This window comes from Actinocorallia aurea (assembly GCF_054783995.1).
Window position 1 is genome coordinate 44,776 of sequence record NZ_BAAGPQ010000032.1, and the last position, 26,171, is coordinate 70,946.

The 26,171-nt window shown below is 71.3% G+C and carries 24 protein-coding genes; 10 read left to right on the forward strand and 14 right to left on the reverse strand.

Annotation, left to right across the window (positions count from 1 at the left end; all coding sequences use genetic code 11):
* Positions 1–10: 10 nt before the first annotated feature.
* A complete protein-coding gene (locus ACYVOM_RS34970) occupies positions 11–904 on the forward strand; it encodes a TIGR01777 family oxidoreductase (RefSeq protein ID WP_460307871.1) in 894 nt (297 codons plus the stop codon).
* Positions 905–1,002: 98 nt separating this feature from the next.
* On the opposite strand, the gene ACYVOM_RS34975 is transcribed toward ACYVOM_RS34970, so the two are convergent.
* Both ACYVOM_RS34975 and ACYVOM_RS34980 read right to left on the reverse strand, forming a co-directional pair.
* Entirely contained in the window at positions 1,003–2,373 is a 1,371-nt protein-coding gene (locus ACYVOM_RS34975; RefSeq protein ID WP_460307872.1) for an aldehyde dehydrogenase family protein, read from the reverse strand.
* Between the two features lie 22 nt (positions 2,374–2,395).
* Positions 2,396–3,931 carry an acyl-CoA synthetase gene (locus ACYVOM_RS34980; protein ID WP_460307873.1) on the reverse strand — a complete coding sequence of 512 codons (1,536 nt, stop codon included), beginning with the start codon at positions 3,929–3,931 and terminating at the stop codon, positions 2,396–2,398.
* 99 nt (positions 3,932–4,030) lie between these two features.
* Between ACYVOM_RS34980 and ACYVOM_RS34985 the strand changes: the two genes are divergently transcribed.
* On the forward strand, positions 4,031–4,630 hold the full coding sequence (locus tag ACYVOM_RS34985; protein WP_460307874.1) for a TetR/AcrR family transcriptional regulator: 600 nt from the start codon (positions 4,031–4,033) through the stop codon (positions 4,628–4,630).
* 250 nt (positions 4,631–4,880) lie between these two features.
* Here the strand turns inward: ACYVOM_RS34985 and ACYVOM_RS34990 are convergent, their stop codons facing one another.
* On the reverse strand, positions 4,881–5,357 hold the full coding sequence (locus tag ACYVOM_RS34990) for a hypothetical protein (RefSeq protein ID WP_460307875.1): 477 nt from the start codon (positions 5,355–5,357) through the stop codon (positions 4,881–4,883).
* A gap of 255 nt (positions 5,358–5,612) precedes the next feature.
* Positions 5,613–7,037, reverse strand: coding sequence for a type I glutamate--ammonia ligase (glnA, locus tag ACYVOM_RS34995; protein WP_460307876.1), 1,425 nt, complete (start codon positions 7,035–7,037; stop codon positions 5,613–5,615).
* A gap of 134 nt (positions 7,038–7,171) precedes the next feature.
* Here glnA and ACYVOM_RS35000 point away from each other — a divergent pair, with 134 nt between their 5' ends.
* Positions 7,172–7,645 (forward strand): RDD family protein, encoded by a 474-nt coding sequence (locus tag ACYVOM_RS35000; RefSeq protein WP_460307877.1) that lies wholly within the window; start codon positions 7,172–7,174, stop codon positions 7,643–7,645.
* 320 nt (positions 7,646–7,965) lie between these two features.
* Here ACYVOM_RS35000 and ACYVOM_RS35005 read toward each other — a convergent pair whose 3' ends face one another.
* Together ACYVOM_RS35005 and lipA are read right to left on the reverse strand one after the other, a co-directional pair.
* Positions 7,966–8,640, reverse strand: coding sequence for a DUF4191 domain-containing protein (locus ACYVOM_RS35005; protein WP_460307878.1), 675 nt, complete (start codon positions 8,638–8,640; stop codon positions 7,966–7,968).
* Between the two features lie 10 nt (positions 8,641–8,650).
* Positions 8,651–9,583: a lipoyl synthase gene (lipA, locus tag ACYVOM_RS35010; RefSeq protein ID WP_460307879.1), complete on the reverse strand. Its 933-nt coding sequence runs from the start codon at positions 9,581–9,583 to the stop codon at positions 8,651–8,653.
* 58 nt (positions 9,584–9,641) lie between these two features.
* Between lipA and ACYVOM_RS35015 the strand changes: the two genes are divergently transcribed.
* Positions 9,642–9,962, forward strand: coding sequence for a heavy metal-binding domain-containing protein (locus ACYVOM_RS35015; RefSeq protein WP_211359576.1), 321 nt, complete (start codon positions 9,642–9,644; stop codon positions 9,960–9,962).
* A 111-nt stretch (positions 9,963–10,073) separates the two neighbouring features.
* The gene (locus ACYVOM_RS35020) at positions 10,074–10,562 is read left to right on the forward strand and encodes a DUF1877 family protein (protein ID WP_460307880.1); all 489 of its coding nucleotides are present in this window, start codon (positions 10,074–10,076) and stop codon (positions 10,560–10,562) included.
* Here the strand turns inward: ACYVOM_RS35020 and lipB are convergent.
* Together lipB and ACYVOM_RS35030 are read right to left on the reverse strand one after the other, a co-directional pair.
* Positions 10,546–11,235, reverse strand: a complete 690-nt coding sequence (gene lipB, locus ACYVOM_RS35025) for a lipoyl(octanoyl) transferase LipB (protein ID WP_460307881.1) — start codon at positions 11,233–11,235, stop codon at positions 10,546–10,548. The two genes, ACYVOM_RS35020 and lipB, sit on opposite strands and share 17 nt — an antisense overlap.
* 57 nt (positions 11,236–11,292) lie before the next feature.
* Positions 11,293–12,021, reverse strand: coding sequence for a Type 1 glutamine amidotransferase-like domain-containing protein (locus tag ACYVOM_RS35030; protein ID WP_460307882.1), 729 nt, complete (start codon positions 12,019–12,021; stop codon positions 11,293–11,295).
* Positions 12,022–12,246: 225 nt separating this feature from the next.
* Here ACYVOM_RS35030 and ACYVOM_RS35035 point away from each other — a divergent pair, with 225 nt between their 5' ends.
* Both ACYVOM_RS35035 and ACYVOM_RS35040 read left to right on the forward strand, forming a co-directional pair.
* The gene (locus tag ACYVOM_RS35035) at positions 12,247–12,642 is read left to right on the forward strand and encodes an OsmC family protein (protein WP_460307883.1); all 396 of its coding nucleotides are present in this window, start codon (positions 12,247–12,249) and stop codon (positions 12,640–12,642) included.
* A gap of 199 nt (positions 12,643–12,841) precedes the next feature.
* Positions 12,842–13,651 (forward strand): phosphatase PAP2 family protein, encoded by an 810-nt coding sequence (locus ACYVOM_RS35040; protein WP_460307884.1) that lies wholly within the window; start codon positions 12,842–12,844, stop codon positions 13,649–13,651.
* Here ACYVOM_RS35040 and ACYVOM_RS35045 read toward each other — a convergent pair.
* The 4 genes from ACYVOM_RS35045 to ACYVOM_RS35060 form a co-directional block, all read right to left on the reverse strand.
* Positions 13,617–16,613, reverse strand: a complete 2,997-nt coding sequence (locus ACYVOM_RS35045) for a bifunctional [glutamine synthetase] adenylyltransferase/[glutamine synthetase]-adenylyl-L-tyrosine phosphorylase (protein ID WP_460307885.1) — start codon at positions 16,611–16,613, stop codon at positions 13,617–13,619. The two genes, ACYVOM_RS35040 and ACYVOM_RS35045, sit on opposite strands and share 35 nt — an antisense overlap.
* 68 nt (positions 16,614–16,681) lie before the next feature.
* The gene (locus ACYVOM_RS35050; RefSeq protein WP_460307886.1) at positions 16,682–17,704 is read right to left on the reverse strand and encodes a terpene synthase family protein; all 1,023 of its coding nucleotides are present in this window, start codon (positions 17,702–17,704) and stop codon (positions 16,682–16,684) included.
* Positions 17,704–18,252 carry an EF-hand domain-containing protein gene (locus ACYVOM_RS35055; protein WP_460307887.1) on the reverse strand — a complete coding sequence of 183 codons (549 nt, stop codon included), beginning with the start codon at positions 18,250–18,252 and terminating at the stop codon, positions 17,704–17,706. The genes ACYVOM_RS35050 and ACYVOM_RS35055 overlap by 1 nt, the downstream gene beginning before the upstream one ends.
* Positions 18,253–18,604: 352 nt before the next feature.
* Positions 18,605–19,450 carry an arginase family protein gene (locus ACYVOM_RS35060; RefSeq protein WP_460307888.1) on the reverse strand — a complete coding sequence of 282 codons (846 nt, stop codon included), beginning with the start codon at positions 19,448–19,450 and terminating at the stop codon, positions 18,605–18,607.
* 316 nt (positions 19,451–19,766) lie between these two features.
* On the opposite strand from ACYVOM_RS35060, the gene ACYVOM_RS35065 reads away from it, so the two are divergent.
* Together ACYVOM_RS35065 and ACYVOM_RS35070 are read left to right on the forward strand one after the other, a co-directional pair.
* Entirely contained in the window at positions 19,767–21,128 is a 1,362-nt protein-coding gene (locus ACYVOM_RS35065; RefSeq protein WP_460308008.1) for a glutamine synthetase family protein, read from the forward strand.
* A 251-nt stretch (positions 21,129–21,379) separates the two neighbouring features.
* Complete coding sequence (locus ACYVOM_RS35070; protein ID WP_460307889.1) at positions 21,380–21,781, forward strand: hypothetical protein; 402 nt, start codon at positions 21,380–21,382, stop codon at positions 21,779–21,781.
* Positions 21,782–21,809: 28 nt separating this feature from the next.
* Here ACYVOM_RS35070 and ACYVOM_RS35075 read toward each other — a convergent pair whose 3' ends face one another.
* Positions 21,810–23,957: an ATP-binding SpoIIE family protein phosphatase gene (locus tag ACYVOM_RS35075; RefSeq protein WP_460307890.1), complete on the reverse strand. Its 2,148-nt coding sequence runs from the start codon at positions 23,955–23,957 to the stop codon at positions 21,810–21,812.
* A 271-nt stretch (positions 23,958–24,228) separates the two neighbouring features.
* Between ACYVOM_RS35075 and panB the strand changes: the two genes are divergently transcribed.
* The gene (gene panB / locus ACYVOM_RS35080) at positions 24,229–25,089 is read left to right on the forward strand and encodes a 3-methyl-2-oxobutanoate hydroxymethyltransferase (protein ID WP_460307891.1); all 861 of its coding nucleotides are present in this window, start codon (positions 24,229–24,231) and stop codon (positions 25,087–25,089) included.
* Positions 25,090–25,157: 68 nt separating this feature from the next.
* On the opposite strand, the gene ACYVOM_RS35085 is transcribed toward panB, so the two are convergent.
* Positions 25,158–26,144, reverse strand: coding sequence for a potassium channel family protein (locus tag ACYVOM_RS35085; RefSeq protein ID WP_460307892.1), 987 nt, complete (start codon positions 26,142–26,144; stop codon positions 25,158–25,160).
* Between the last annotated feature and the right edge of the window lie 27 nt (positions 26,145–26,171).

Sequence of the window (26,171 nt, forward strand, 5' to 3'; positions counted from 1 at the left end):
GTCTTCGGGCATGCGAGCGATCATCTCGGGTGCCTCAGGACTGATCGGCGGAGCCCTCGCCGCGCATCTGCGCGGTGCGGGCTTCGCCGTTTCCACGCTGGTACGGCGCGAGCCGCGGCATTCCCGCGAGGTGTTCTGGGACCCTTCGGCGGGCCGGATCGACGGCACCGGGCTGGAGGGTCTCGACGCCGTCATCCATCTGGCGGGCGCGGGCATCGGCGACCGGCCGTGGACCGACGCCTACAAGAAGAAGATCCGTGACAGCAGGGTGAAGGGCACCGCCCTCCTCGCGCACACGCTCACGGAACTCGACGCGCCGCCGCGCGTGTTCGTCAGCGGGTCCGCCGTCGGCTTCTACGGCTCGACCGGCGGGGACGTGCGCGACGAGGAGGATCCGCAGGGCGGCGGCTTCCTCGCCCAGGTCGTCGCCGACTGGGAGGGCGCCGCCTCCCCAGCCGCGGCGGCCGGGATCCGGGTCGTGCATCCGCGGACCGGGATCGTGCTGGCGCGCGAGGGCGGCATGCTGAAGCCGCTGCTGCCGCTGTTCCGGTTCGGGCTCGGCGCGCGGCTCGGCGGCGGGCGGCAGTGGATGAGCTGGATCACCCTGCGCGACGAGGTCCGCGCGCTCGCCCATCTGCTGGGCTCCGAGCTGTCGGGGCCGGTCGATCTCACCGCGCCGGAACCCGTCACGAACGCCGAGTTCACCAAGGAGCTCGCCGGAGCGCTGGGCCGCCCGTCGTTCCTCGCGGTGCCCGCGCCGCTGATGCGGCTGGCACTGCGCGAGTTCGCCGACGAGGGCCCGCTCGTCAGCCAGCGGGTCGTGCCGACCCGGCTGCTCGCCGACGGCTTCGACTTCGCCGACCCGTCCCTGGGGCCCGCCCTGCGCGCGATGTTCGCGCACTGAGCGAGGAGGCCCGATCCCCGGGGTGGCGGGATCGGGCCGTCGCGAGCTTCGTCCGGCGCCTGCGCGGGGCGCCGGAGGACGCGTCAGAGGGGGCGGCGTCAGAGGAGGCGGCGGAGCAGCTTCTTCGTCGACTCGGTGTACGGCGGGTAGATGAACTTCGGGTCGGGCGACGTGCCCTTGCGCATGACGGCCTTGCGGTGGCTGAACACCTCGAAGCCGAACTCGCCGTGGTAGGCGCCCATGCCGCTGTTGCCGACGCCGCCGAACGGCAGGTTCGGGTTCAGCACGTGGTAGCCGACCTGGTTGATCACCGCGCCGCCCGCCGAGACGTCGGCGAGGAACTTGCGCTCGTCCTCCTTGGACGGGCTGAACAGGTATGCCGCGAGCGGCTTCGGCCGGGAGCGGATGAACTCCAGCGCCTCGCCGAACGAGCCGTAGGAGACGACCGGCAGGATCGGGCCGAAGATCTCCTCGGTCATGAGCGGCGAGTCGGTGTCCGGGTCGAGGACCACGGTGAAGTCGACCTTCTTGGCGTCCGGCTCGGACCCGCCGCCGTGCACGACCTTGCCGCCGTGCCCGTCGAGCAGGCCCGCGAGGCGCGCCGCGTGCCGCTCGTTGACGATCGGCCGCGCCTTGCCCTCGGTCCCCTCGGTCATCGAGTCGACGGCCTTGGCGACCTCCTTGGCGAAGTCCTCGGCGACCGCCCGGTCGGCCAGCACGTAGTCGGGCGCGATGCAGGTCTGGCCCGCGTTCAGGTGCTTGCCGTAGGCGACGCGCCGGGCCGCGACCGCGAGGTCGGTGCCCTTGGTGACGATGACCGGGCTCTTGCCCCCCAGCTCCAAGGTCACCGGAGTGAGGTGCTTGGCCGCGCCCGCCATGATCGCCTTGGCGATGCCGGGCCCACCGGTGAACAGGACGTGGTCCAGCCCCTGGTCCAGGAGGTCCTGGGTCTCCTCGGCCGCGCCTTCCACGACGGCGACGGCGTCGGCGTCGAGGTAGGCCGGGAGCAGTTCGGCCAGCAGCGCCGAGGTCGCCGGGGCGTGCTCGGACGGCTTGACGATGACGCAGTTGCCCGCCGCCAGCGCCGCGATGACCGGGCCGATCGCCAGGTAGAACGGGTAGTTCCACGGGCTGATCACCAGCACGACGCCCAGGGGCTCGTACTGGATCCACGACTTGCCGGGCTGCATCGACAGCGGAGTCGACACCTTGCGCGGCTTCATCCACTTGCCGAGGCTCTTCTTGGCGTCGACGAGCTCGATGCGGGTCGAGGCGATGTCGGCGAACCAGGATTCGAACGACTCCCGGCCGAGGTCGGCCGAGAGCGCCTCGACGATCTGGTCCTCGCGCTCGACGAGGAGCCGGCCGAGCGCGTCGAGCTGGCGCTGCCGCCAGGCGGCGGGCTTGGTCCGACCCGTGGCGAACGTCGCGCGCAGCCGGGCGACGGTCTCGGCGATCGAGGGGGACATGTCGGGTCCTTCCCGAAACTGATTAGGACTGCTGGGCGTATTCGTCGCGCAGGACGCGCTTGAGAAGCTTGCCGGTGGGGTGGCGCGGCAGCTCGTCCCGGAAGTCGAGCGACCTCGGGCACTTGAAGTGGGCGAGGTTCTCGCGGCAGTACGCGATCAGCTCGGCCGCCAGCTCGTCGCTCGCCTCCGACGGGTCGGAGAGCTGGACGACGGCCTTGACCTCCTCGCCCATCTCCGGGTTGGGCACGCCGAAGACCGCCACGTCGGCGACCTTCGGGTGCACCGCGAGGAGGTTCTCGGCCTCCTGCGGGTAGATGTTCACGCCACCAGAGATGATCATGTGGGACTGGCGGTCGGTGAGGTAGAGGAATCCGTCCTCGTCGACGTGTCCGATGTCGCCGAGGGTCGTCCAGCCGCGGCCGAGGGGGTCCTGGGACGACTTGGTCTTCTCCGGGTCGCCGTGGTACTCGAACTGCGGCCCGTTGCCGAAGTAGAGGGTGCCGGTCTCGCCCGCGGACACCTCCTCGCCGTCCGGCCCGAGCACATGCACCTCCCCGAGGATCGGCTTGCCGACGCTGCCGGGGTGGGCGAGCCAGGAAGCCGAGTCGGTGTAGGTGAAGACGTTGCCTTCGGTGCCCGAGTAGTACTCGTGGATGACGGGGCCCCACCAGTCGATCATCTGGTGCTTGACCGGGACCGGGCACGGTGCGGCCGCGTGCACGGCGTACTTCAGCGAGGACAGGTCGTAGGCCTTGCGGGTCGCCTCCGGCAGCTTGAGCAGCCGGATGAACATGGTCGGCACCCACTGGCTGTGGGTGACGCCGTAGCGCTCGATCGCCTTGAGGGCGTCCTCGGGGTCGAACTTCTCCATGAGGACGACGGTCGAGCCGAAGCGGTGGAAGACCATCGAGTAGCGCAGCGGGGCCGCGTGGTAGATCGGCGCCGGGCACAGGTACACGGAGTTCTCGTCCGGGGAGAACAGCATCTGGATGAGCGTGTACAGGATGCCGGGCTGCTCGCCGAAGGCGATGCGCTCCAGCTTCGGCTTGATGCCCTTGGGCCGTCCGGTCGTGCCGGAGGAGTAGAGCATGTCCACGCCCTCGAACTGCTCGGCGAGCGGTTCGGGCGACGCGGCGGCCAGCGCGTCCTCGTAGGAGTCGAATCCGGGGGCGGGCTGCTCGGGCATGAGCTTGACGAGCAGCTTGGGACTGTCGGCCACGACCTTGCCCGCGATCTCGGCGACGGACGGGGAGGCGATGAAGGCCTTCGCCTCGCAGTTGTCGACGATGTAGGCGGTCTCGTCCAGGGTGAGCTTGTTGCTGACCGCGGTGTAGTAGAGGCCGGAGCGCTGCGCCGCCCAGGCGACGGCGAGGGCCTCCCAGCGGTTCTCCATCATGAACGCGATGTGCTCGCCGGGCCTGATGCCGGCCGCGTGGAACACCTGGGCGAGCCGGTTGGAGGCCTCGTCCAGTTCCTTGAAGGTCACGACCAGTCCGGAGCCGGTCATGATCACCGCGGGCTTGTCCGGGTTCCGAGCCGCGATGGTTCCGAGATCCATGAGCACCTCAACGTTGAAGCAGTGTTACGTTTTTCGCATTCTGTAACATGACGCCTCGGTAAGGGAAGACTTATCCGAACCCGATTCTAGGAGTTGCTCGTGCTGGCCCGCCCGTCGCGCGACCGCGACCGCACCACCGCACGCATCCTCGACGCCGCCCTCGCGGAGTTCCTCCAGGTCGGCATACGCAAGGCCCGCATGGAGGAGATCGCCAAACGCGCCGGAGTCTCCCGGGTGACCGTCCACCGCAGGTTCTCCAGCAAGCAGGACCTCGTCTCGGCCGTCCTCATCCTCGAAGCCCGCGCCCTGTACCGCCGCTGCCAGGACGAGGCCGCCCGGCACGCGCTGCTCACCGACAAGATCGCGGCCTGCTTCGCCCTAGTCCTCGACGCCTGCCGCAACGGGGCCCTCTCCCCGCTCCTGCACGACGACCCCGGCCCGTTCCTGCCCGCGTTCACCGTCCACGGCGAACCCCTCATCGCCCTCATGCGCGCCTTCTACCTGGAGCTCCTGCGCGAGGGGGGCGTCTCCTACCCGTCGATGGAGCAGGCCACCGATGTGCTGGCCCGCGCCGTCGTCAGCTACTGCCTGTCCCCCGCGGCCCTCACGCCCCTCGACGACCCCGGCACCGCCCGCGCCTTCGCCCGCACCCACCTCGCCCCGATCATCCTGCCCCCGATCGCGCCGCGCCCACGCTGAAGCGCCCGTCCTTCTCCCGTCCGGCCGGAAGCCCGCCCCGGCTTGCGCCTGCGAACACCCGAAGAGGGCCCCCGACCGAACCGCGCCGACCACCCCGCCGACGCAAGACTAAGGTTAGCCTAACCTAATAAACCTGTCACGCCGGGCCGCTGGTCCAGCACAGAGGACGCCACGAGCCGGCCCCCACAGCAGCGCGACCACCCTCTCCGCGGTACCACGCCCCCGCCGTCAGAGCCCTCCCGTGCACGCCCTAGGCGAGCCACACCGCCAGGGCCGCGGGCGCGGACAGCGCGATCGCGACCCGCGCCGCCCGCGGCGTCCGCCGGTCGAGCACATAGGAGGTCGCCGCGAAGGTCACCACGGCCGCGACGAGCCCCAAGGCGACGGCCGCCCCCAGGCCGCCCGCCGGCTCCAGCAGGACGGCCCCGTACGCCACGAGCAGGCACGGCCCGAGGAGCACCTCGTCGACGACGGACGGCACCTTTCCCCAGCGCAGCAGCAGCGGCGTCACCACCAGATACACGATCGGCACCGCCACCAGCCAGGCCCCCACCAGGGGAACCGCCGCCAACTGATCGCCGTCCCCCGCCGACCGCGCCCCCGGCCCGAACACCACCGCGAACCCCGGCACCAGCACCGCGAGCACCACCCCCGCCGCCCCCAGCCCCGCCACCCGCAAAGCCCGCTGGTGCACGCCCACATCCGCCTCCGCTCGACCCGACGCCATTGCGGGCACTCTCCCACCGGCACCGCACGCACCGCCCGACTTTCCGACCGTTTCGGGCTTCCATGATCGAAAATCGCAGAAGGCCCGCAGCGGGAGAACCCGCCGCGGGCCTCGTGGACCGCGCAATCAAACGCCCGCTCAGATGCGTCCCTCGCCTCACCTCCGGGAGGCGAACGCCGCTACCCGCCGCCCTCAGACGTCGTTACGACTCTCGTTCTCCCCTGTGAGGGGGAACGCCGCAACCTACCGAAGTGCTCAGACGTCGAAGTACAGCTCGAACTCGTGCGGGTGGGGGCGGAGGCGGATGGGGTCGAGTTCGTTCTCGCGCTTGTAGGTGATCCAGGTCTCGATGAGGTCCTGGGTGAAGACGCCGCCTTCCAGGAGGAAGTCGTGGTCGGCTTCCAGGGCGTCGAGGACGGCGTCGAGGGAGCCGGGGACCTGCGGGATGCCGCGGGCCTCCTCGGGCGGGAGCTCGTAGAGGTCCTTGTCGACGGGCTCGACCGGCTCGATCTTGTTCTTGACGCCGTCGAGGCCCGCCATGAGCATCGCCGCGAACGCGAGGTACGGGTTGCAGGACGGGTCCGGCACCCGGAACTCGATGCGCTTGGCCTTCGGGTTCGTGCCCGTGATCGGGATGCGGATGCAGGCCGAGCGGTTGCGCTGGCTGTAGACGAGGTTCACCGGGGCCTCGTAGCCCGGGACCAGGCGGTGGTAGCTGTTCACCGTCGGGTTCGTGAACGCCAGCAGGGCGGGCGCGTGCTTCAGCAGACCGCCGATGTAGAAGCGGGCCGTGTCCGACAGACCGGCGTAGCCGACCTCGTCGTAGAACAGCGGACTGCCGTCCTTCCACAGCGACTGGTGGCAGTGCATGCCCGAGCCGTTGTCGCCGAAGATCGGCTTCGGCATGAACGTGACGGCCTTGTTGTTGGCGCGGGCCACGTTCTTCACGACGTACTTGTAGAGCATCAGCTGGTCGGCCGACTGGAGCAGCGGCGCGAACCTGATGTCGATCTCGGCCTGGCCCGCGGTGCCGACCTCGTGGTGCTGCATCTCCACGTCGATGCCGACGGCGATGAGCTGCTGGACCATCTCCGAGCGCAGGTCGGTGTAGTGGTCCATCGGCGGGACGGGGAAGTAGCCGCCCTTGTAGGGGGGCTTGGCGCCGAGGTTGCCGCCCTCCTCCTTGCGTCCGGTGTTCCAGGCGCCCTCGATCGAGTCGAGGAAGTAGAAGCCCTCGTTCGCGGCGGTGCGGAAGCGCACGTCGTCGAAGACGTAGAACTCGGCTTCGGGGCCGAAGTAGACGGTGTCGGCGATGCCGGTGCCGATCAGGTAGTCCTGGGCCTTCTTGGCGACGTTGCGGGGGTCGCGGCTGTAGGGCTCGCCCGTGAGCGGGTCGTGCACGAAGAAGGTGATGTTGAGCGTCTTGTGCTGGCGGAACGGGTCGATGACCGCCGTCGACGGGTCCGGCAGCAGGAGCATGTCGGATTCGTGGATCTCCTGGAATCCGCGGATGGACGACCCGTCGAACATCAGGCCGTCGGTGAAGACGTTCTCGCCGAAGTTCGAGGCGGGGAACGTGAAGTGCTGCACCGTGCCGGGCAGGTCGACGAAGCGGACATCGATGAACTGGACGTCCTCCTCCCGGATGTAGCTCAGGACTTCCTCGGCGCTGCTGAACATCCAGCCTCCTAAAACGGGCGGTTCCTACCGATCATGCGAGGTCACATCCTTGTAACCCCGTGCCAGCCTACGCTTCGCCGTCCGAGCGCGCGGGTCACGACAGTCCGCCTGGCCGGTACCGGTAGTTTTGTGGGGTGAGCGGTAACGAGAAGGGTCCGAGCTGGACCGGCACGTGGCTGACCGGGGCCCGCACCGCGGGCGCCGACCTGGGTTATCCCGGTGAGCGGCTGGGCCTGCCGAAGAACGGGTCGGGTTCGGTCGCCGGCTACGCGCGGCGGCTGGTCGCCCTGCTGATCGACTGGTTCGCCTCGATGCTCGTCGCGGGGCTGATCGCCGGGATGCTGGGCTGGTCGGACCAGGCGAACTCGGTGCTGAACCTCGTCGTCTTCGTGCTCCAGGCCTGGATCGGCGTCGCGCTGATCGGCACGACGCTGGGCAAGCGGCTCGCGGGCCTGCGCGTCGTCCGCCTGGACGGCCGCCCCGTCGGCCCGCTGTGGGCGGCGGCCCGCGCCCTGCTCCTCGGCCTCGTCATCCCGGCCCTCCTGTGGGACCGCGACCACCGCGGCCTGCACGACCGGGCCTCGAACACCGCGGTGATCGAGCTCTAGCCGCGCCCTCGACCTCCGGCCGGTTCCCCGAGGGGACCGGCCGTTCTCGTCCCCGGAGAGCGCCGTCCGGCCATGCCGGGGTCTCCGTACGTTCACCCGTACGGCCCTGAGCTCCGCCAGACGCGCCCCACACCCTCGGATCAGCCCGACATGCCCGACAAGTCGGTCGAGGCCAGGAGATGCCCGCTCACGGCCTCTCGCGACGTCCCCGCCACCAGCCCGCCTCGCCACCGATCCCGTCTCAGACGGTCAGCACCCCCAGGAGACCCGAAAGCCCGCGACCGAGGCGGTCGCGGGCTTTTCCGTGCGTCTTCGGGGGCTCAGCGCCTGGGGCGGGGGCCCTTCGGCATCCGGACGCCCTTGGGGACCGGGCCGCCGGGGGCGGCCGGGCGCTGCGGCAGCGCGCGCATCCTGTCGTTCAGGTCGTTGACCTGGGCCTTGGTCAGGTTGCGCGGCAGCTTGGCGAGCTTGCCCTGCAGCTTCGACAGCGGAACCTGGCCTTCTTCGTCGCCGACCTGGATGTCGTAGATCGCGACGCCCGAGGCGAGCCGGGAGATCTTCTTCTTCTCCGCGCCCAGCAACGACCCGACCCGGCTCGACGGCCCCTCCGACACCAGGATCACGCCGGGCCGTCCGACGACCCGGTGCACCACGTCCATGTTGCGGTTGCCCGCGACGGCCGGGGTGACGACCCAGTTGCCGCGCATCGTGTCCAGGACGCCGTAGGCGGCGCCGATCTGGCCCTCCAGCATGCGGTACTGGGTGCGCTGCGCGAACTGCCCGAACACGACGAGGCCGACGATGATCGCCACCATCACGCCGAGCGGGATCATGAACCACAGCTGGCCGACGAAGATCCCGATCAGCACGAAGATCGCGAGGGCGAGCAGCGCCGAGCCGAAGACGATGGGAAGCGCCTTGCGGTCGGCCTTGGCCACCATCCCGGCGACCATGCGGATCTGCTTGAACCGCCCGGGCTGTTCGTTCTCTGCCATGCTGCTCATCCTAGTGATCGGCGCGGGCGTCGATCGCCTGCCGGTACAGGCGTCCCGCGCGGTAGCTGGACCGTACCAGGGGTCCGGACATCACTCCGGCGAACCCGATCTCGGTCGCCTCTTCCTGGAGCTCGACGAACTCCTCGGGCTTGACCCACCGCTCCACGGGATGGTGGCGCGGCGTGGGCCGCAGGTATTGGGTGATGGTGATCAGCTCGCAGCCCGCCTCGTGCAGGTCCCGCAGAGCCTCCGAGACCTCCTCGCGGGTCTCGCCCATGCCGAGGATCAGGTTCGACTTCGTCACCAGCCCGGCCGCTCGGCCCTGCGTGATGACGTCCAGGGACCGCTCGTAGCGGAATGCCGGCCGGATCCGCTTGAAGATCCGCGGCACCGTCTCCAGGTTGTGCGCGAACACCTCGGGAGCCGCCTCGAAGACCTGGCCGAGTAGCTCGGGCTGCCCGTTGAAGTCGGGCGCGAGCAGCTCGACGCCGCAGCCCGGCACGGCCTGGTGGATCTGCCGCACCGTCTCGGCGTACAGCCACGCGCCCTGGTCGGGCAGGTCGTCGCGGGCGACACCGGTGACGGTCGCGTACTTCAGCCCCATCGCCGCCACGGACTCGGCCACCCGGACGGGCTCGCCGGTGTCGTACTCGGCGGGCTTGCCCGTGTCGATCTGGCAGAAGTCACAGCGCCGGGTGCACTGGTCGCCGCCGATGAGGAACGTCGCCTCGCGGTCCTCCCAGCACTCGAAGATGTTGGGGCAGCCCGCCTCCTGGCAGACCGTGTGCAGCCCCTCATCCTTGACGAGCTGGGTCAGCTCCCGATACTGGGGCCCCATCTTCAACCGCGTCTTGATCCACGGCGGCTTCTTCTCGATCGGAACCTCTGCGTTGCGCACTTCAAGGCGCAGCAGCTTGCGTCCTTCTGGGGCCACAGCACTCACCCGTTTAGAGTACGTCCAGGAAAGGCCCCCTCACGCCCCCCAAGGAAGGCCGGCCGCTGTGATCGTGTCCACCATGAACGACATCCCCGGCTACGAGGTCACCGAGGTCATCGGAGATGTGTTCGGTCTCACCGTGATGGTCCGCAGCGGTCTGTCCAGCATCGAGGCGGGGATCAAGACGTTCCTCGGCGGCGAGCCACAGGGCCTCGCCCGGGAACTCCACGACTTCCGGCTCCAGGCGCGCGAGCGGCTGATCGCCGCGGCGAAGGCCAAGGGCGCGGGCGCGATCCTCGCCGTCCGGTACGAGAGCAACGACCTGCGCGACACCGGGACGGAGATCTGCGCCTACGGCACAGCCGTCAAAATACGCCCTCTATAACAATCGGGGGGCGCATGAGCGCCGATTCCCGCGATTCGCGCCCCCTGCCGCCGTTGACCTCTCTAGGGTGACTCGCTGTTGTCAAGCTTGGAGCAAGGGAGAGGATCCGCCGTGGCGCTGGCCATGACCTATTTGAGGCTGCCCGTGGAGGGAGGCGCCGACCCGGGCGACCTTGCGAGGCGGGTGTTCGGAAACGCCGGATGGCGGCAGGCCCAGCACGGGCGCGTGCTCGACCTGGGCGGCAACTGGCAGGGACTGCACTACCTGATCACCGGGGACCCGTGGGAGGGGCGCTCGCCCGAGGCCGACATCGTCTGCGGCGGGCGGCTGCTCACCGAGGACGGCAACGAGGCGCTGGGCTTCGACGTCATCTTCCTGTCGCCCGACCGGGTGAAGGTCGCCGCCGACCATCTGGCGGCGACGCCCTTCCCCTCGCGGCGGTTCGACCTCGTCGCGATGGCCGAGGCCGACGTGCAGGGCGTCAACGCCTGGGGCGAGGACGCGCGCGACAAGCTGTTCCGGCCGGGCTACGACGCGCTCGGCCGGTTCTTCACCGACGCCGCGGACCGCGGCGAAGGCGTGTTCAAGACGATGGGCTGAGGTCCTGGAGCTGGGCCAGGGTGCGGTGGAAGGTTTCCGCCGCGCCCAGCTGCTCGGCGATGTGCCGCTCGACGAGCGGCAGCACCTCCATGACGGGCACCGGCCGGCCCAGCTCGCGGGTGAGCGAGGTGGACGACGCGTCGCTGATCCCGCACGGGATGATCCGGTCGAACCAGCTCAGGTCGTTGTCGCAGTTGATCTGGATGCCGTGCATCGTCACGCCCTGGGAGACGCGCAGCCCGACCGAGCCGAGCTTGCGGTCCGGGCCCTGCCCGTCGACGAGCCAGACGCCGCTGCGGCCCTCGACCCGGACCCCTTCGAGACCGAGGTCGCCGAGCACCCCGATCATGGCCTCCTCCATCCTGCGGACGAAGGCCACGACGTCGATCGGGTCGGGCAGCCGGACGATCGGGTAGACGGTGAGCTGGCCGGGACCGTGCCAGGTGATCTTGCCGCCCCGGTCCACGTCGATCACCGGCGCGCCGGGGTCGCCCAGCGGCCGATCGAGCGGCTCGGTGCGCTTGCCCGCGGTGTAGACCGGCTGGTGCTCCAGCATGATCACGGTGTCGGCGACCTCGTCGGCCACCCTGCGCTCGTGGGTGCGGCGCTGTAGCGCCAGGCCCGCTTCATAGGGAACGGCCTGTTCGCCGAAGCCCGCATGCACGAAAATCACGTCACGACCCTACTCGACGTGCGCCCGCGCCCTCAGCGGAGCTGACGGGTCCAGTCGTCAGCGGAGCTGACGGGGTTCGATCGGGGTCTCCTTCACGCCCGCCCCGTCCCGCTCGATCCGCCACGCCCTGCCGGACGGGCGGTAGCCGACCGCCTGGACGAACTCGGTGCCGACGTAGTGCAGCGCGACGCCCTCGTCGGCGGCGTAGCCGTCGGGCAGCTCCCCCGAGGCGATCGAGGAGTGCAGCAGCGGACGGCGCTGGGAGTCGCTGTCGTAGTGGACGCCGCACGAGTACGGGAGCAGGCCGAGGCCGTCGCTCAGCGGACGCAGCGCGGGACCGAAGGAGTCGGTGTTGCCGCCGGAGTGCCAGCACAGCGCGCCCGCGCTCTGCCCGGCCAGGACCACGCCCGAGCGCCACACCTCGGCGAAGACCTCGTCGAGCCCGTGCGCGCGCCACAGGGCGAGCAGGTTGACGACGCTGCCGCCGGTCACGTACACGAGGTCCTGGGCGAGGAGGTGGCCGCGCAGGTCCTCCATGTTGGGCATGGGGAACAGCGCGACGTGGGTGACCTCGGCGTCCATCCGGCCGAAGGCCTCGTACATCTGGGCGACGCGCTCGGGCTGGTCGCCCAGCGCCGTGGCCAGGAAGCAGACGCGCGGACGGTCCTGCCCCGTCAGGTCGAAGGCGTACCTCAGCAGCGGGCTCGGGTCCAGGCCGAACCGGCCGTTGGCCACGAAGGTCCCGCCGCCGATGGCGAGGATGTGCGGCTGTCCGTCAGTGCTCAACTGTGCTCCCGGTCTTCGTCGGCGGCGTTGCCGTTGGTCTCGGGGTCCCCGTACCCCGCGCCCGCGGAGCGCAGCCGGAAACCCTTGCAGAGTCACCGTACGGCTACGCAGAGCCTCAGAAAGGCGTTTCCGCGTTTCTGTGGACATCCGCGGCGAGGAATGGGGAGGACCGCAACCCGCTAGCGTGGCCTGCAACCGGTAGTGCACTGCGTCGCGGGAGGAACCATGCCGTCTGTTCGGGTCGAGCGCACCGACACGGGATTCGTCGCCACGAACGAGCGGGGAGGGCGGATCGAGATCGGGTCGGCGCGGGACGAGGGGGTGTTCTCGCCCGTGGAACTGCTCCTCGCCGCGCTCGGGGGGTGCGAGATGGCGACGATCGAGCCTCTGACGGCCAAGCGGGGGCACCGGCTGGCGAAGCTCGCGAGCGTCGTGGAGGCCGAGAAGGTCTCCGACACTGAGCTGAGGTCCTTCACCGTCACGTATGACGTCGAGCTCCCCCCTGAGGACGAGAAGGCGCTGGAGGTCTTCCGCGCGGTCGCGCAGCGCGTGCACGAGCGGTACTGCCCGGTCGGCAAGGCGCTGAAGAACCCGATGCCGGTCGAGCAGCGGCTCCCCTGAGTGCCGCGGGGGGATCCCCCTAGGGAAGGACGCCCGCCCGGGGACCGGTCCCCCCGGAGGAGCACCGGGGTCGGAGTACGCCGAGAAGGCGAGGTGAAGACCATCCGTTCCGGTGATCACAAGCGGGCGCGACCGCCGGACCATGGACGACATGGTCCGCATCGCCCCCCGTTCACCTGTTCGTTCGCCTCTGGTCGGATTGCCCGGACCGGTCCCCGTCGCACCGCCCCGGCCGCGCGCGCCGCTCCCCGGAAGGGCGCCCGCTCCCCCGCCCCGTCCGACGGCGGCCCGTCCGTCGATCCTTCGGGAGTTCGTTCTCGTCGCCGTCTTCTACAGCGCCTACTCGCTGATCCGCGTCGTGCTGAACGACCCGGGCGGCCCGGCGCGCGCGTTCGCCAACGCCGCGGCGGTGCTCGACCTGGAGCGGTTCCTGTCCCTGGACGTCGAGCTCTCCCTCAACCGCGCGCTGGTGGCCAGCGAGCCCCTGTCGCTCGCCGCCAACCTCTTCTACCTCAGCGCCCACTTCACGGTGACGCTCGCGGTCCTGGTGTGGCTCTACCGCGCCCGCGCCGCGCACTACACGCGGATGCGGACGGCGCTCCTCGCGGCGACGGGGCTCGCGCTGGCCGGCTTCTGGCTGTTCCCCCTGGCCCCGCCCCGCTTCCTGCCCGCCGAGGGCTTCCTGGACCCCGTGACGGCCTTCGGAACGCCCGGCCTGTACGCCTCGGACGTCTCGGCGACCATGGCCAACCAGTACGCGGCGATGCCTTCGATGCACGCGGGCTGGGCCGCCTGGTGCGGCATAGCCCTCTTCGCGTACGGACGCCGCTGGTGGACGCGCGCGCTCGGCGTGCTCTACCCGGCCTGCACCGTCGCGGTGGTGCTGGCGACCGCCAACCACTACGTCCTGGACGTGGTGGTCGGGGTCGCCCTCGTCCTCCTGGCGCTGCTCGCGACGGCTCCGCGGGCCGGGCTCAGCGCCCGCTTCCGTAGAAGACGCGCTCGGTGACCTCGCGGGCGTGCCTGGCGTTCTTGCGCCAGTCCTCCAGCATGTCGCCCGTCCCGGGGTACCCGAGCAGGCGGCTGACCGCCGTCCGCTCGCGGTGGTGGTCGGTCGGCAGCAGGTCCGAGGCGCGCCCGCGCACGAGCATCACCGCGCCGCGGATCCGGGTGGCCAGCTCCCACGCCTCGGTGAGGACCCGCGCGTCGTGCGCCTCCAGCAGGGAGTACTCGACCGCGGACTCCAGCGCCGCGAGGGTTTGCGTGGTGCGCAGGCCCGGCACCTCCGAGGCGTACTTGAGCTGGAGGAGCTGGGCGACCCACTCGACGTCCGACAGGCCGCCGGGGCCGAGCTTGAGGTGCAGCCGCCGGTCGATGCCGCGCGGCAGCCGCTCGGCCTCCATGCGCGCCTTGAGCCGCCGGATCTCGTGCACGTCGCGCTCGGAGATCCCGCCCTCGGGCCAGCGGATGGGGTTGATCACCTCGGCGAAGGCCGCGCGCAGCCGCGCGGAGCCGATGAGCGGGTCGGCGCGCAGCAGCGCCTGGCTCTCCCACGGCGACGACCAACGCCCGTAGTAGGCGGCGTAGGAGGAAAGGCTCCGCACCAAAGGCCCGGACTTGCCTTCAGGACGCAGGTTGGGGTCGATGCCGACCGGCGGCTCCGGCGCGGGCAGCGCCAGGAGGCGGCGCAGCTCCTCGGCGACGGAGTGCGCGGCCCGGTGCGCCTCGCGGTCCTCGACGCCCTCGTGCGCCTCGTAGACGAACATGACGTCGGCGTCGCTGCCGTAGCCGAGTTCGTGGCCGCCGAACCTGCCCATCGCCACGATCGCCAGCTCGCACGGCAGCGGCCCTCGGCGCTCCATCTCGACCTTGTTGACGGCGGCCTCCAGCGCGGCCTCCAGCGTCACCGACGTGATGTCGGTGAGCGCCTCGCACACCTGGCGGACGTCCACCAGGCCGAGGAGGTCGGCGACGGAGACCCGGAACAGCTCGCGCCGCCGGATCGCGCGGACCGCGGCCACGGCGTGCTCGGCCTTCTCCCGGTCCTCGTGCCGGGAGACCACGGCCATCGCCTCGGTGCGCAGTTCCTCGACCGCGCGCGGGCCGAGCTCGTCGCCGCCGAGGATGGTGACCGCGTCGGGGGCGCGCAGCAGGAGGTCGGTGACGTAGGCGCTGGACGCCAGCAGCCGCGCCATGCGCTCGGCGACGGTGACGTCGTCGCGCAGCAGCCGCAGGTACCAGGGGGTGCTGCCGAGGGCGTCGGAGACCCGGCGGAAGCCCAGCAGGCCCGCGTCGGGATCGGGCGCGTCGGCGAACCAGCCGAGCATCACCGGCAGCAGCGTGCGCTGGATGGCCGCGCGGCGCGAGACGCCCTTGGTGAGCGCCTCGATGTGCCGCAGCGCGCCCGCCGGGTCGTTGTAGCCGAGCGCGAGCAGCCGGGCGCGCGCCGCCTCGGGGGTGAGGCGGGCCTCATCGGGCAGGTTGGCGACGGCGCGCAGCAGCGGCCGGTAGAAGAGCTTCTCGTGGATGCGCCGGACGCCGCGCGCGTACTTGCGCCACTGCTCGGTGAACCGCTCGGCGGGGTCTCCTTGGAGGCCGAGGGCGCGGCCGAGACGGCGCAGTTCGGGGGCGTCGGCCGGCACGAGGTGGGTGCGGCGCAGCTGGTGGAGCTGGAGCAGGTGCTCGGTGCGGCGCAGGAAGCGGTAGGCCTCGGCCAGGTCGGCGGCGTCCTCGCGGCCGACGTACCCGCCCTCCGACAGCGCCTCCAGGGCCTCCAGGGTGTTCGCGCTGTGGATCTGCTCGTCGGCCTTGCCGTGGACGAGTTGGAGGAGCTGGACGGCGAACTCCACGTCGCGCAGGCCGCCGGGGCCGAGCTTGAGCTGCCTCTCGACCTCGCCGTGCCGCTCCCGGAGGTCCTCCTCTACGCGGCGGCGCATGGCCTGCACGTCGGCGACGAAGTCCTCGCCCGCCGCGGCCTTCCACACCAGCGGCGATATGGCCTCGATGTAGGCGGCGCCGAGGCCGGCGTCACCCGCGACGGGCCTGGCCTTGAGCAGCGCCTGGAACTCCCAGGTCTTGGCCCAGCGCTCGTAGTAGGCGCGGTGGCTGGCGAGGGTCCGCACGAGCGGGCCCGACCTGCCCTCGGGGCGCAGGTTGGCGTCGACCTCCCACAGGGAGCCTTCGGGGGTGGTCGCCGAGCAGGCGCGCATCATCGCAGCGGCCATCCTGCCCGCGGCCTTCAGCGCGGCCTCCTCCGGCGCGCCCTCGGCGGCTTCGGCGACGAAGACGACGTCCACGTCGGAGACGTAGTTCAGCTCCCGTCCCCCGGACTTGCCCATGCCGATGACGGAGAGGCGGGCGAGCGCGTGGTCGGGGACCTCTGCGCGGGCGATGGCGAGCCCTGCCTCCAGGGCCGCGTCGGCGAGCGCCGCGAGTTCCGCGGCGACCTCGCTGACGTCGCACTCCCCGCACAGGTCGCGCCCGGCGAGGCTGAGGAGGCGGCGCCGGTAGGCGATCCGCAGGTGGTCGAGGGCGCCGGGTCCGGCGACCGGCGCCGCGGCCGCGGGGTCGGCGCCGACGGCGGCCAGCAGGTCGGCCCGCAGGTCGGCGGGATCGGGGGCCGAAGGCGCGCCCCTGAGAACGTTCCACTGCTCCGGATGGCGGGCCAGGTGGTCGCTCAGCGCCGCGCTGACGCCGAGCACGGCCAGCAGCCGGGCGCGGAACGCGGGGTCTGCTTCGAGCAGCCCCGGGAGGGAGGGGTCGGCGGCGGCCAGCCGGAGCAGGCCGTGCAGGGCGAGATCGGGATCGGCCGTCCCGCCCAGCGCGTCGATCACGGAGTCGGGGAAGGGTCCACCGGGACCGCCGGCGGCGGAGCCATGGGCGGCGAGGGCCTGCTCGGCCGCGGACGCGTCGGTGAAGCCCAACCGCGCGAGCCTGGCGGCGAGGGAGGTACGGCGTTCACTCACACCCATCAAAGTAACCTTCCCCGCCGCCTCCGCACCGGATCAAGGACCGCAAGGTCTCCGGAACGTTACAGATCTCACGTCAAGGTTACGCGCGGTTTGCGGCGCGGTGAGGGAACGGACGGATCGGGCATCGGGCTGTACCTGCCGCATTCGTGCAGCCAGTCGAGCTGCGCGCGCGGCGCGGCGAGCAGCGCGCACGCCACCCGGGACACGCCCCGGGCCCTGACGGGATCGAGGCGGAGCCTGCGCAGTTCGGCGTCCAGGTTCCGGGCCGCCTCCGCGACCTCCTCCAGCCGCCCCCAGATCCGCTCGTGCACGACCACCGCGGCGGCGGTGCGCGGCGACAGCCCGAGCTGCCTGCCGGCGACGGCGACGTGGTTGAGCGGGCCGTGGCCGTCCGCGGAGTAGGCGACGAGGTCGTTGCACCACGCGGTGACGTCGGCGGTGCCGTCGAGGAGCGCCTGCCAGGTCTTGGTGCCCAGCAGCTCGGCCGGGACCTCGGTCCCGAGCGCGGGTTCGAGGAGGTCGAGCAGGAACGGCGCGTGCAGTCGGCGGCGGACCGCGCCGTAGCGCGCCGGCGGGGGCAGCTCCCCGGTGCGGCGCGCGACGGCCTCGTCCAGGCGGCCCTGGCGGTGCCAGGCGAAGTGGTCGCGGAACCTGCGCCGCCAGCCCTGGCTCATGCCGGGCACGGTGCGGTTCCACAGGTCGGCGAGCGCGCTCTCCAGGGCGCTCGCGCCGGGCCGGGCGGTGCCGCGCCGCAGCGTCAGCGTGAGCGGCTCGCAGAGGGCGTCGACGGCCGTGGCCGACATGCCGAGCGTGCCGTCGTCGATGTGGTCGTCGAGCGCGAACAGCCAGATCAGCCATTCGGTGACGAGCACCGCGCGGTCGGGCGGGACGTCGGGGAGCAGCCGGCAGACCAGCCGCTCGAAGCGGCCCCTGCCGAGCCGGGTCGCGTCGGACTCCCCTATGACGAGCCCATGGCCGCCGGCCCAGGAGGTGGAGTCCTCGCCGATCTGCCACATGCCTTCGTGGACGCGGCAGGGGGCGACGAGCGCGGGGATGCGCTCGGCGAGCGGGAGCAGGAGGGAGACGTCCATCAGATCCGGCCGAACAGCCAGTTGCCGCCGGCCCGCGGGTCGTCGCCGGTGTAGAACTCGCGCGCCGCGCGCTCCAGCTCGCTGACGCTGACCATGCCGTCGCCGTCGGCGTCCAGGGCGCCGAAGGCGCTGGCGATGTCGGCTTCGGTGGTCCCGTAGGCGGTCTGCATGGTGCGGAAGGCCACGGGGTCGATGAGCCCGTCGGCGTCGGTGTCGCAGATGCGGGCGACGGCCTGGTTGGCCGGGCGCAGCACCGGCTCGTAGTCGGGCCCGACGATGAAGGCCTCGGCCATGCCCTTGCGGAACTGGTCGCGGCCGATGCGGCTCTCGGTGTCGAGGTCGAGACGGGACATCACCGCGGCCCAGACGTGGTCGAAGGCCTCCAGGAGGGTCCGGCCGGGGGTCGAGGTCGGCGGCTCGCCGAACCCGATCAGGAAGCGGGCGCCCAGGCCCGCGAGGTCCTCCCGGTCGACCATGCCGTCCCGGTTCACGTCGAGGTGGTCGAACGCCCGGTCCAGCTTCCGATCCTGCAATTCGGAGGTAGACATGCCCTCACGTTAGGTGAGGGCCCGCTCCCCGCATTCTTCATCGCTGGCCGCAGCAGGGTCAAAGTCCCGTCTTGACTTCCTCCGCCGCCCTCGAAGGACGGGGATGCCTTTCCTCGCGGGTCGGGGTTCCTGCTTCGTCGGGTCGTGCCCTCGCCGCTCTCGCGGGTCGGGTCTCACCGGCCCTCCACAGGCATTTCAGTCCTCCGTCGGCCCGGCGGCGAGAAGCTTCCCAGCTGCGTTGACGTTTCGGTCGTGGGCGACCGATTGCGCTACCGGGTCGAGCCGGGTGACGTGGTCCTCGCACAGGACGGACACCTCGCGCGCTGTTCCCTCCCGCGCATGAAGGCAGGGGTCAGCTCCCCGCGAAACTGATGACGCTCTCGCGGAGGAGCGGGGCGAGGATCGGCTCGGCGAGTTCGGCGGCGCCGTGGCCGGCGTGCCAGGTGCAGGCGCCGCCGACCGCGACGACCCGACCCGTCTCCAGGATCTTGCGGACGGCCTTGGCGACCTTCTTGCGGGACGGCCCGTTCGGCGCGGGGAAGAGCAGCCCGGGCAGTTCGCCGGAGTCGACGACGTCGAAGTCCACGTGGAGGTAGATCGGCCCTTCGGGCAGCACGAGGTCGTCGACGGAGCAGCGGGTGATCCGCGCGGACTCCAGGTACTCGGCCTCCGGCGGGTCGAGGTCGCGGGCGTCCACGAGGGTCACGTTGGCCTCGGGCACGGCCTCCAGGCCGAGGAGGTCGGCGATGACCTCGGGATGGGCGCCGACGAGCAGGCGCAGGGGCATCCCGCCGAGGTAGCCGGACAGGGAGCTGCGGGGGGTGTGCACGTCTCCGTGGGCGTCGAACCACACGATGGACGGCTGGACGCCGGCCCGCTGCAGACCGGCGACGACGCCGAGGGAGGTCGTGCAGTCTCCGGAGACGACGACGGGGCGGTCTCCCTCGGAGACGGCCTTCGCGACGGCGTCGGCCACCGTGTCGTAGAGGACGGCCATGCGCTGCCAGTGTCCGCCGTCGGGCAGCAGCAGCGTGATGGTCTCGTCGGCCTCCACGGGAGCCTCGAAGGCGGGGAGCCGCTCATCGAGGTGATAGGGCACGCAGATAACGCTCACATGATGACGGTATCCCTTAGGCCCGCGCTCCTTCGAGCACTTCAGGTGACAACCCCCGTACCTCGTCCGGGCCCGCCTTGTCATCCGGGCCCACGGAGTCGGCCCCGCGGCGGCCTTCCGCGAGGTCGCGGCCACCCATAACCGCGGTGTTCTAGATCCGTTCCGATCATGGCCGCCCCGGGCCCCCTGGTACTGCGGTCGGACCGTAATGCCCCGGCGTCCGGTGTGTTAACCAGGGGTGGACGTCAGGGGAGGTCTCCCCTCAACGTGCCCTGCGGGCCCCGGACGGGTAGGTTTGTAACGCTGGGGAAATACCGGCAGGGCAGACTGAAGGCCGGGGCCAGGGAAGCGATCGAAGCCTGCTTTCCGAGATGGCGTGGTGTGAAGAGGGAGAATGGTTTTGGACCGTCAGCAGGAGTTCGTCCTCCGGACGCTCGAAGAGCGGGACATCCGCTTCATCCGGCTGTGGTTCACGGACGTCCTCGGCTTCCTCAAGTCCGTGGCCGTGGCCCCCGCCGAACTCGAAGGCGCCTTCGCCGAAGGCATCGGCTTCGACGGCTCGGCGATCCAGGGCTTCGCCCGGGTCCACGAGGCCGACATGCTGGCCAAGCCGGACCCTTCGACGTTCCAGATCCTGCCGTGGCGGGCCGAGGCGCCGGGCGTCGCGCGCATGTTCTGCGACATCCTCATGCCCGACGGCACCCCGTCGTTCGCCGACCCGCGGCACGTGCTGAAGCGCACCCTGGGCAAGGCCGCCGACCTCGGGTTCACCTTCTACACCCACCCCGAGATCGAGTTCTTCCTGCTCAAGGACATGCCCAAGGACGGGAGCATCCCCGAGCCGGTCGACCAGGGCGGGTACTTCGACCACACGCCGCACTCGGCGGCGCACGACTTCCGGCGCAGCGCGATCACGATGCTGGAGTCCATGGGCATCTCGGTGGAGTACAGCCACCACGAGGGCGCCCCGGGCCAGCAGGAGATCGACCTCCGCTACGCCGACGCGCTCACCACCGCCGACAACATCATGACCTTCCGCCTGGTCATGAAGGAGGTCGCGCTGGAGCAGGGCGTGAACGCCTCGTTCATGCCGAAGCCGTTCACCGACTACCCGGGCTCCGGCATGCACACCCACATGTCGCTGTTCGAGGGCGACCGCAACGCCTTCTACGAGCCGGGCGCGGAGTTCCAGCTCTCCAAGGTCGGCCGGGCCTTCATCGCGGGCCTGCTCAAGCACGCGCCGGAGATCACCGCGGTCTGCAACCAGTGGGTGAACTCCTACAAGCGCCTGTGGGGCGGCCCCGGGGCCGACGCGGGCGCGGGCGGCGAGGCCCCCTCCTACGTCTGCTGGGGCCACAACAACCGGTCCGCCCTGATCCGCGTGCCGATGTACAAGCCGCAGAAGGGCCACGCGACCCGGATCGAGTTCCGTTCGCTGGACACCGCCTGCAACCCCTACCTCGCCTTCGCGGTGATCCTGGGCGCGGGCCTCAAGGGCATCGAGGAAGGCTACGAGCTGCCCCCGGGCGCCGAGGACGACGTCTGGGCGCTGACCCCGGCCGAGCGCCGGGTGCTGGGCATCCAGCCGCTGCCGCAGTCCCTCGACGAGGCGATCAAGGCGATGGAGCGCTCGGAGCTGCTGGCCGAGGTCCTCGGCGAGCACGTCTTCGACTTCTTCCTGCGCAACAAGCGCGCCGAGTGGGACGACTACCGCCGCCAGGTCACCGGCTACGAGCGCAAGCGCTACCTAGAGATCCTGTAGTTCGCCGGGACGAAACGCCCCGCTGCCCGTCCGGGCGGCGGGGCGTTCGCGCGCCCGGGCCCGTACCGCCCTCTCAGACCGCCCTGACAGGATCCTCGACTTGCCTTAACCTGCCGTTCGCCTTCTCTCAGCGGGAACTGCGGTTCGTCTCAGCCACGAGGGCGCGCGCCCTCATCGGGGCGCAAGGAAGCGTCCCTAACGTGCTGCTCGTCCCAGTAAACGAGAACCGGAGGACCAAGATGATCCGGAAGATGATCCCCGTGGCCGGCGCCTTCGTCGTCACCGCTTTCGCGCTCGCCGGGCCCGCCACCGCGGCGCACGCCGCCGAGCGGCCGCAGGTGTCCGCCACGCAGATCCAGCAGGCGCAGGAGCCGGCCGAGGACGCCGAGCCGGCGAAGCCCGCCACCGAGGCCAAGAAGGACGACAAGGACAAGCCCGTCCACAAGCGTGACAGCGCCGCCGTCAAGAAGGCCAAGGCCGTGTGCCTGGCCACCGGCGCGAAGGACGCGAAACTCGCCGCGAAGATCTCCGAGTACGACCATGCCAGGCCCACCAAGGCCAAGCGGGCCGAGGTGGCGACGCTGAAGAAGCAGCGCGCCGCGCTGGCCAAGACGCTGAGCTGGTGCGCCCAGAAGGGCTACGCCACCTCCTGACGCGGCGGGCGGGCCCGGCCGCGGACGCTCAGGCGCCGCGGTCGGGCAGGCCGTCCAGGGGCAGGCGGGGCAGCGGGAAGCTGTCGGTGTGGTGCTTCTTGCCCGGCCACTCTTCGGTGAAGGCGGTGTCGTCGGGGTCGATCCCGGGCAGCTTCAGGTCGCACCAGACGACCTTGCCGAGGGCCGTGCGGCGGGTGCCCCAGCGGCGGGCGTACTCCGACACCACCAGCAGGCCGCGGCCGCCCTCATCGTCGTCGGCCGCGCGGCGCAGCCGGGGCAGGGCCGCCGAGCGGTCCATCACCTCGATGACGAGGGTGCGCTCGCGCAGCAGGCGCAGCTCCAGGGGGCCCGGCGAGTACCGCATCGCGTTGGTCACCAGCTCGGAGGCCAGCAGTTCGGCGGTGTAGGACAGGTCGTCCAGACCCCAGTCGGCGAGCTGGGTGCGCACCAGGCCGCGGGCGCGGCGGACGGCGGCCAGGTCGTTCGGCAGGGTCCAGGACTCGCAGGTGTCCGCGGGCAGGCGGCGCAGGCGGGCGATGAGCAGGGCGATGTCGTCGCGGTCGACGTTGTCGTAGACGCCCGCGAGGCACGCCTTGGCGAGGTCCTCCATCGGCCGGTCCAGCGCCGAGGGGTCGAAGATCCCCTTCAGCCGGTCCAGGCCGTCGTCGATGTCGCGGCCCCGACTCTCCACCAGGCCGTCGGTGTAGATCACGAACATGCTGCCGTCCTCGACGGCGAACTCGCGGCTCTCGATCGGACTGCCGCCGACGACGCCGAGCGGCGGGGCGTCGGGCAGATCCAGGTACTCGGTGGTGCCGTCGGCCCGCAGCAGCAGCGGCGGCAGATGCCCTGCGGAGGCGATCTCCAGGGTGCCGGTGGTCGCGTCGTAGACGCCGAACACGCAGGTCGCGAAGTGCGGTTCCTGCTCGCCCAGCTCCGTCATCAGCTCGTGCACAATGTGCAGCGCGTCGGCGGGCGGGTAGTCGAGGTTCGCCAGCGTGTGCAGGGCGGTGCGCAGGCGGCCCATGGTGACCGCGGCCTTGACGCCGTGCCCGGCCACGTCGCCGACGATCAGCGCGACCCTGCCGCCCGGCAGCGAGATCGACTCGTACCAGTCGCCGCCGACCTCCACCAGCTTGCTGCCCGGGAGGTAGCGGTGCTTGACCTCCACCGACGACGGGTGCGACAGCCGCAGCGGCAGCAGGCTCCGCTGCAGGGTGAGGGCCGTGGCGCGCTCCCGGCTGAAGCGCCGCGCGTTGTCGATCACGATCGCGGCGCGCGAGGCGAACTCCATGCCGATCTCGACGTCGTAGGCGTCGAACCTGCGGAAGCCGGGGGTGCGGGTGCAGGCCATCAGGCCGAGCAGGTTCCCCTTCTTGCCGATCAGCGGCAGGATCACCATCGACACGTCGTCCAGCAGCTCGCGGACGGGGTCGCGGCGCCAGGCGTCGGCGATCCGGCCGGCGTGCTCGGCGCTCATGACCTTGAGGTGGACGGGCGCGACCTTGTCGAGGCACTCGCGGTAGGGGGTGCCCGGCGGGTAGACCAGCACCTCTCCGGTCGGGAAGGTGGCGGCCCAGTCGAGCTCGTGGTTGTCGGTGGCCAGCGCCAGGCGGCGCAGCACCGCCGAGCCGTTGGCCTCGCCGTGGCTCTCGTCGGCGGCGACCAGGCTCTCCAGCAGGACGATCGAGGCCACATTGCAGTAGTGCGGCACGATGACGTCGGCCAGGGCGCGGGTGCACAGGTCGAGGTCGAGGTTGGAGCCGAAGCGGGTGAGCTGGTCGTCGAACAGGGCGCGGCGGACCCGGGCCGGGTCCTGGAAGCGCTCGGTCGTCGACAGGGCCACGCGCAGGTGGACCATGGCGAACAGATCGGTGCCGCCGACCATCGGCTGGACCGTGACGACGGCGTCGCCGGGGCCGTGCAGGCGCCAGACCGAGGTGCGCTCCTGGCCTTCGGCGACGGCCTCGAGGATCGCCGGGATCTGGTCGCCGCCCTCGTCGAGAAGGTCGTACAGGCGGGTGCCGATCAGCGCGTCGGCCTCCAGGCCGATGACCTTCTCGGCGTTGTGCCCTGCCTGGACGATCACGCCGCGGTCGTCGATGCCCAGCACGAGCGTCCGGGACGCCGAATCGGCGGTCGACGCATTGGCCTTGCGCGCCATCGCGGTTCTCACGTTGGGCTCTCCCGCCGACCGGTTGCTCCTTCGTCCTGCCGGACAAGTATGCGCCACTCGGGCCTTCTGCGCGGCTTGTTGCGCACTATGGATGTCACGCAGGCGACCCTGTCCGTCACCCACCGGTGATCACGAACTCCCGGCCAGGGGCGGGCGTTCCTCTCCTCACATCGGGAATGGCCCCCTCTTCCCCTCCGGTTGAGTTGGTGGAATCATCTATTTCGTCCGGGTACGCCGAAGGGGCGATTCGAGACCGAGAGGTAGAGGAAGCATGTCCGAGGGACAGCAGAACCACGTGCAGAAGGACCGGTCGACCGCTCTCTACGGCGGCCAGGGAACCAGGCGCATCACCGTTCGCGACATCGCCGCCGCCAAGGCCCGCGGCGAGAAGTGGCCCATGCTCACGGCCTACGACGCGATCAGCGCGCGGATCTTCGACGAGGCGGGCATTCCGGTGCTCCTCGTGGGCGACTCCGCCGCCATGGTCGTCTACGGCTACGAATCCACGATCCCCGTCACGGTCGACGAGCTGGTCTTCCTGACCGGCGCCGTCGTCCGCGGCTCCAAGCGCGCGATGGTCGTGGCCGACCTCCCGTTCGGCTCCTACCAGGCCTCGGTCGAGCAGGCCCTGGCCACCGCCACCCGCTTCCTCAAGGAGGCCGGCGCCCACGCGATCAAGCTGGAGGGCGGCCGCCGGGTGGCCGCGCAGGTCGAGGCGATGGTCGCGATGGGCATCCCCGTCATGGGCCACCTGGGCCTCACCCCGCAGTCGGTGAACACCTTCGGCGGCTACCGGGTCCAGGGCCGCGGCGAGGACGGCGAGCAGCTCATCCACGACGCCAAGGCCCTGGAGGCGGCGGGCGCCTTCGCCGTCGTGCTGGAGTGCGTGCCGGCCGAGCTTGCCGAGCGGGTGACGGCGTCGCTGTCGATCCCGACGATCGGCATCGGCGCGGGCGGCGGCACCGACGCCCAGGTCCTCGTCTGGCAGGACATGGTCGGCCTCGTCGAGAAGCCCGCCAAGTTCGTGAAGAAGTTCGCGCAGGTCGGCGACGCCCTCGGCGCCGCGGCCCGCGCCTACGCCGACGAAGTGGTCGGCGGCACCTTCCCGGCCCCCGAGCACACCTACCACTAGTCCTTCTCTCCCACCCCACAGAAACGGCCCCGGTTCCCCCGCCGGGGCCGTTTCGCCTTCCCGCGGCTTCAGGCGGGCCGGTGCCTCACCACGATCAGCCGGTCGCCCCGCTCCAGGACGCGGCTCGGCAGGCCCTCGTAGGGGAGGGTCTCCTCGTCGCGGACCACGGCGAGGACGGGCTCGTCGATCTCGTGGACGGGCCTGCCGACCTCTCCCCCGGTGACCTGCCGTTCCAGCAGGCCGAGGCGGCTGCCGAGGACGAGCAGATCCTCGATCACCGCGCTCACGTTGGGCTCGCTGGTGGCCAGGCCCAGCAGCCTTCCGGCGGACTCGGCCGCGGGGATCACGTGGTCGGCGCCGCTCTGGCGCAGCAGCGGCTCGTTCTCCGCCTCGTTCACCGCGACCTGGATGGCGGCCGCCGGGTTGATCTGGCGGGCCGTCAGGGTGATCAGGACGGCGCTGTCGTCGCGGCCGGTCGCCACGATCACGTCGCGGGCCCTGTCGACCGCGGCGCGGCGCTGCACGGCGCTGCGGGTGGCGTCGCCGAGGACGCCGGTCAGACCGCGCTCCGAGGCCTCGGCGACGGCGGCGCGGGCGACGTCTACGACGACGACCTTGTCGGGCGCCGTTCCCGCGTCCAGGAGCGCCTCGGCCGCCGCGCGGCCCTTGGTCCCGTACCCGATGACGACGACGTGGTCGCGCACCTTGGCCTCCCAGCGCCTGCGCCGCCATTCCTCGCGCGACTGCTCGGCCAGCACCTCGAGGGTGGTGCCGACGAGGATGATGAGGAAGAGGATCCGGATCGGGGTGACCACGACGCTGTTGACCAGCCGGGCGACGGGCGTCACCGGCACGATGTCGCCGTAGCCCGTGGACGACAGGGCCACGCAGGCGTAGTAGAAGCAGGCGAGCAGGTCCACCGGCTGCCCTGTGGCGTCCTTGTAGCCCGCGCGCCCGAGGTAGACGACCCCCACCACGATCCAGAACAGCAGCACGGCGACCGCGACGCGCCACAGCACCCGCTCCAGCGGACTCCTGTGGCGCGTCGGCAGCAAGATCCCCGCGACCGCCCCCACAGCCGA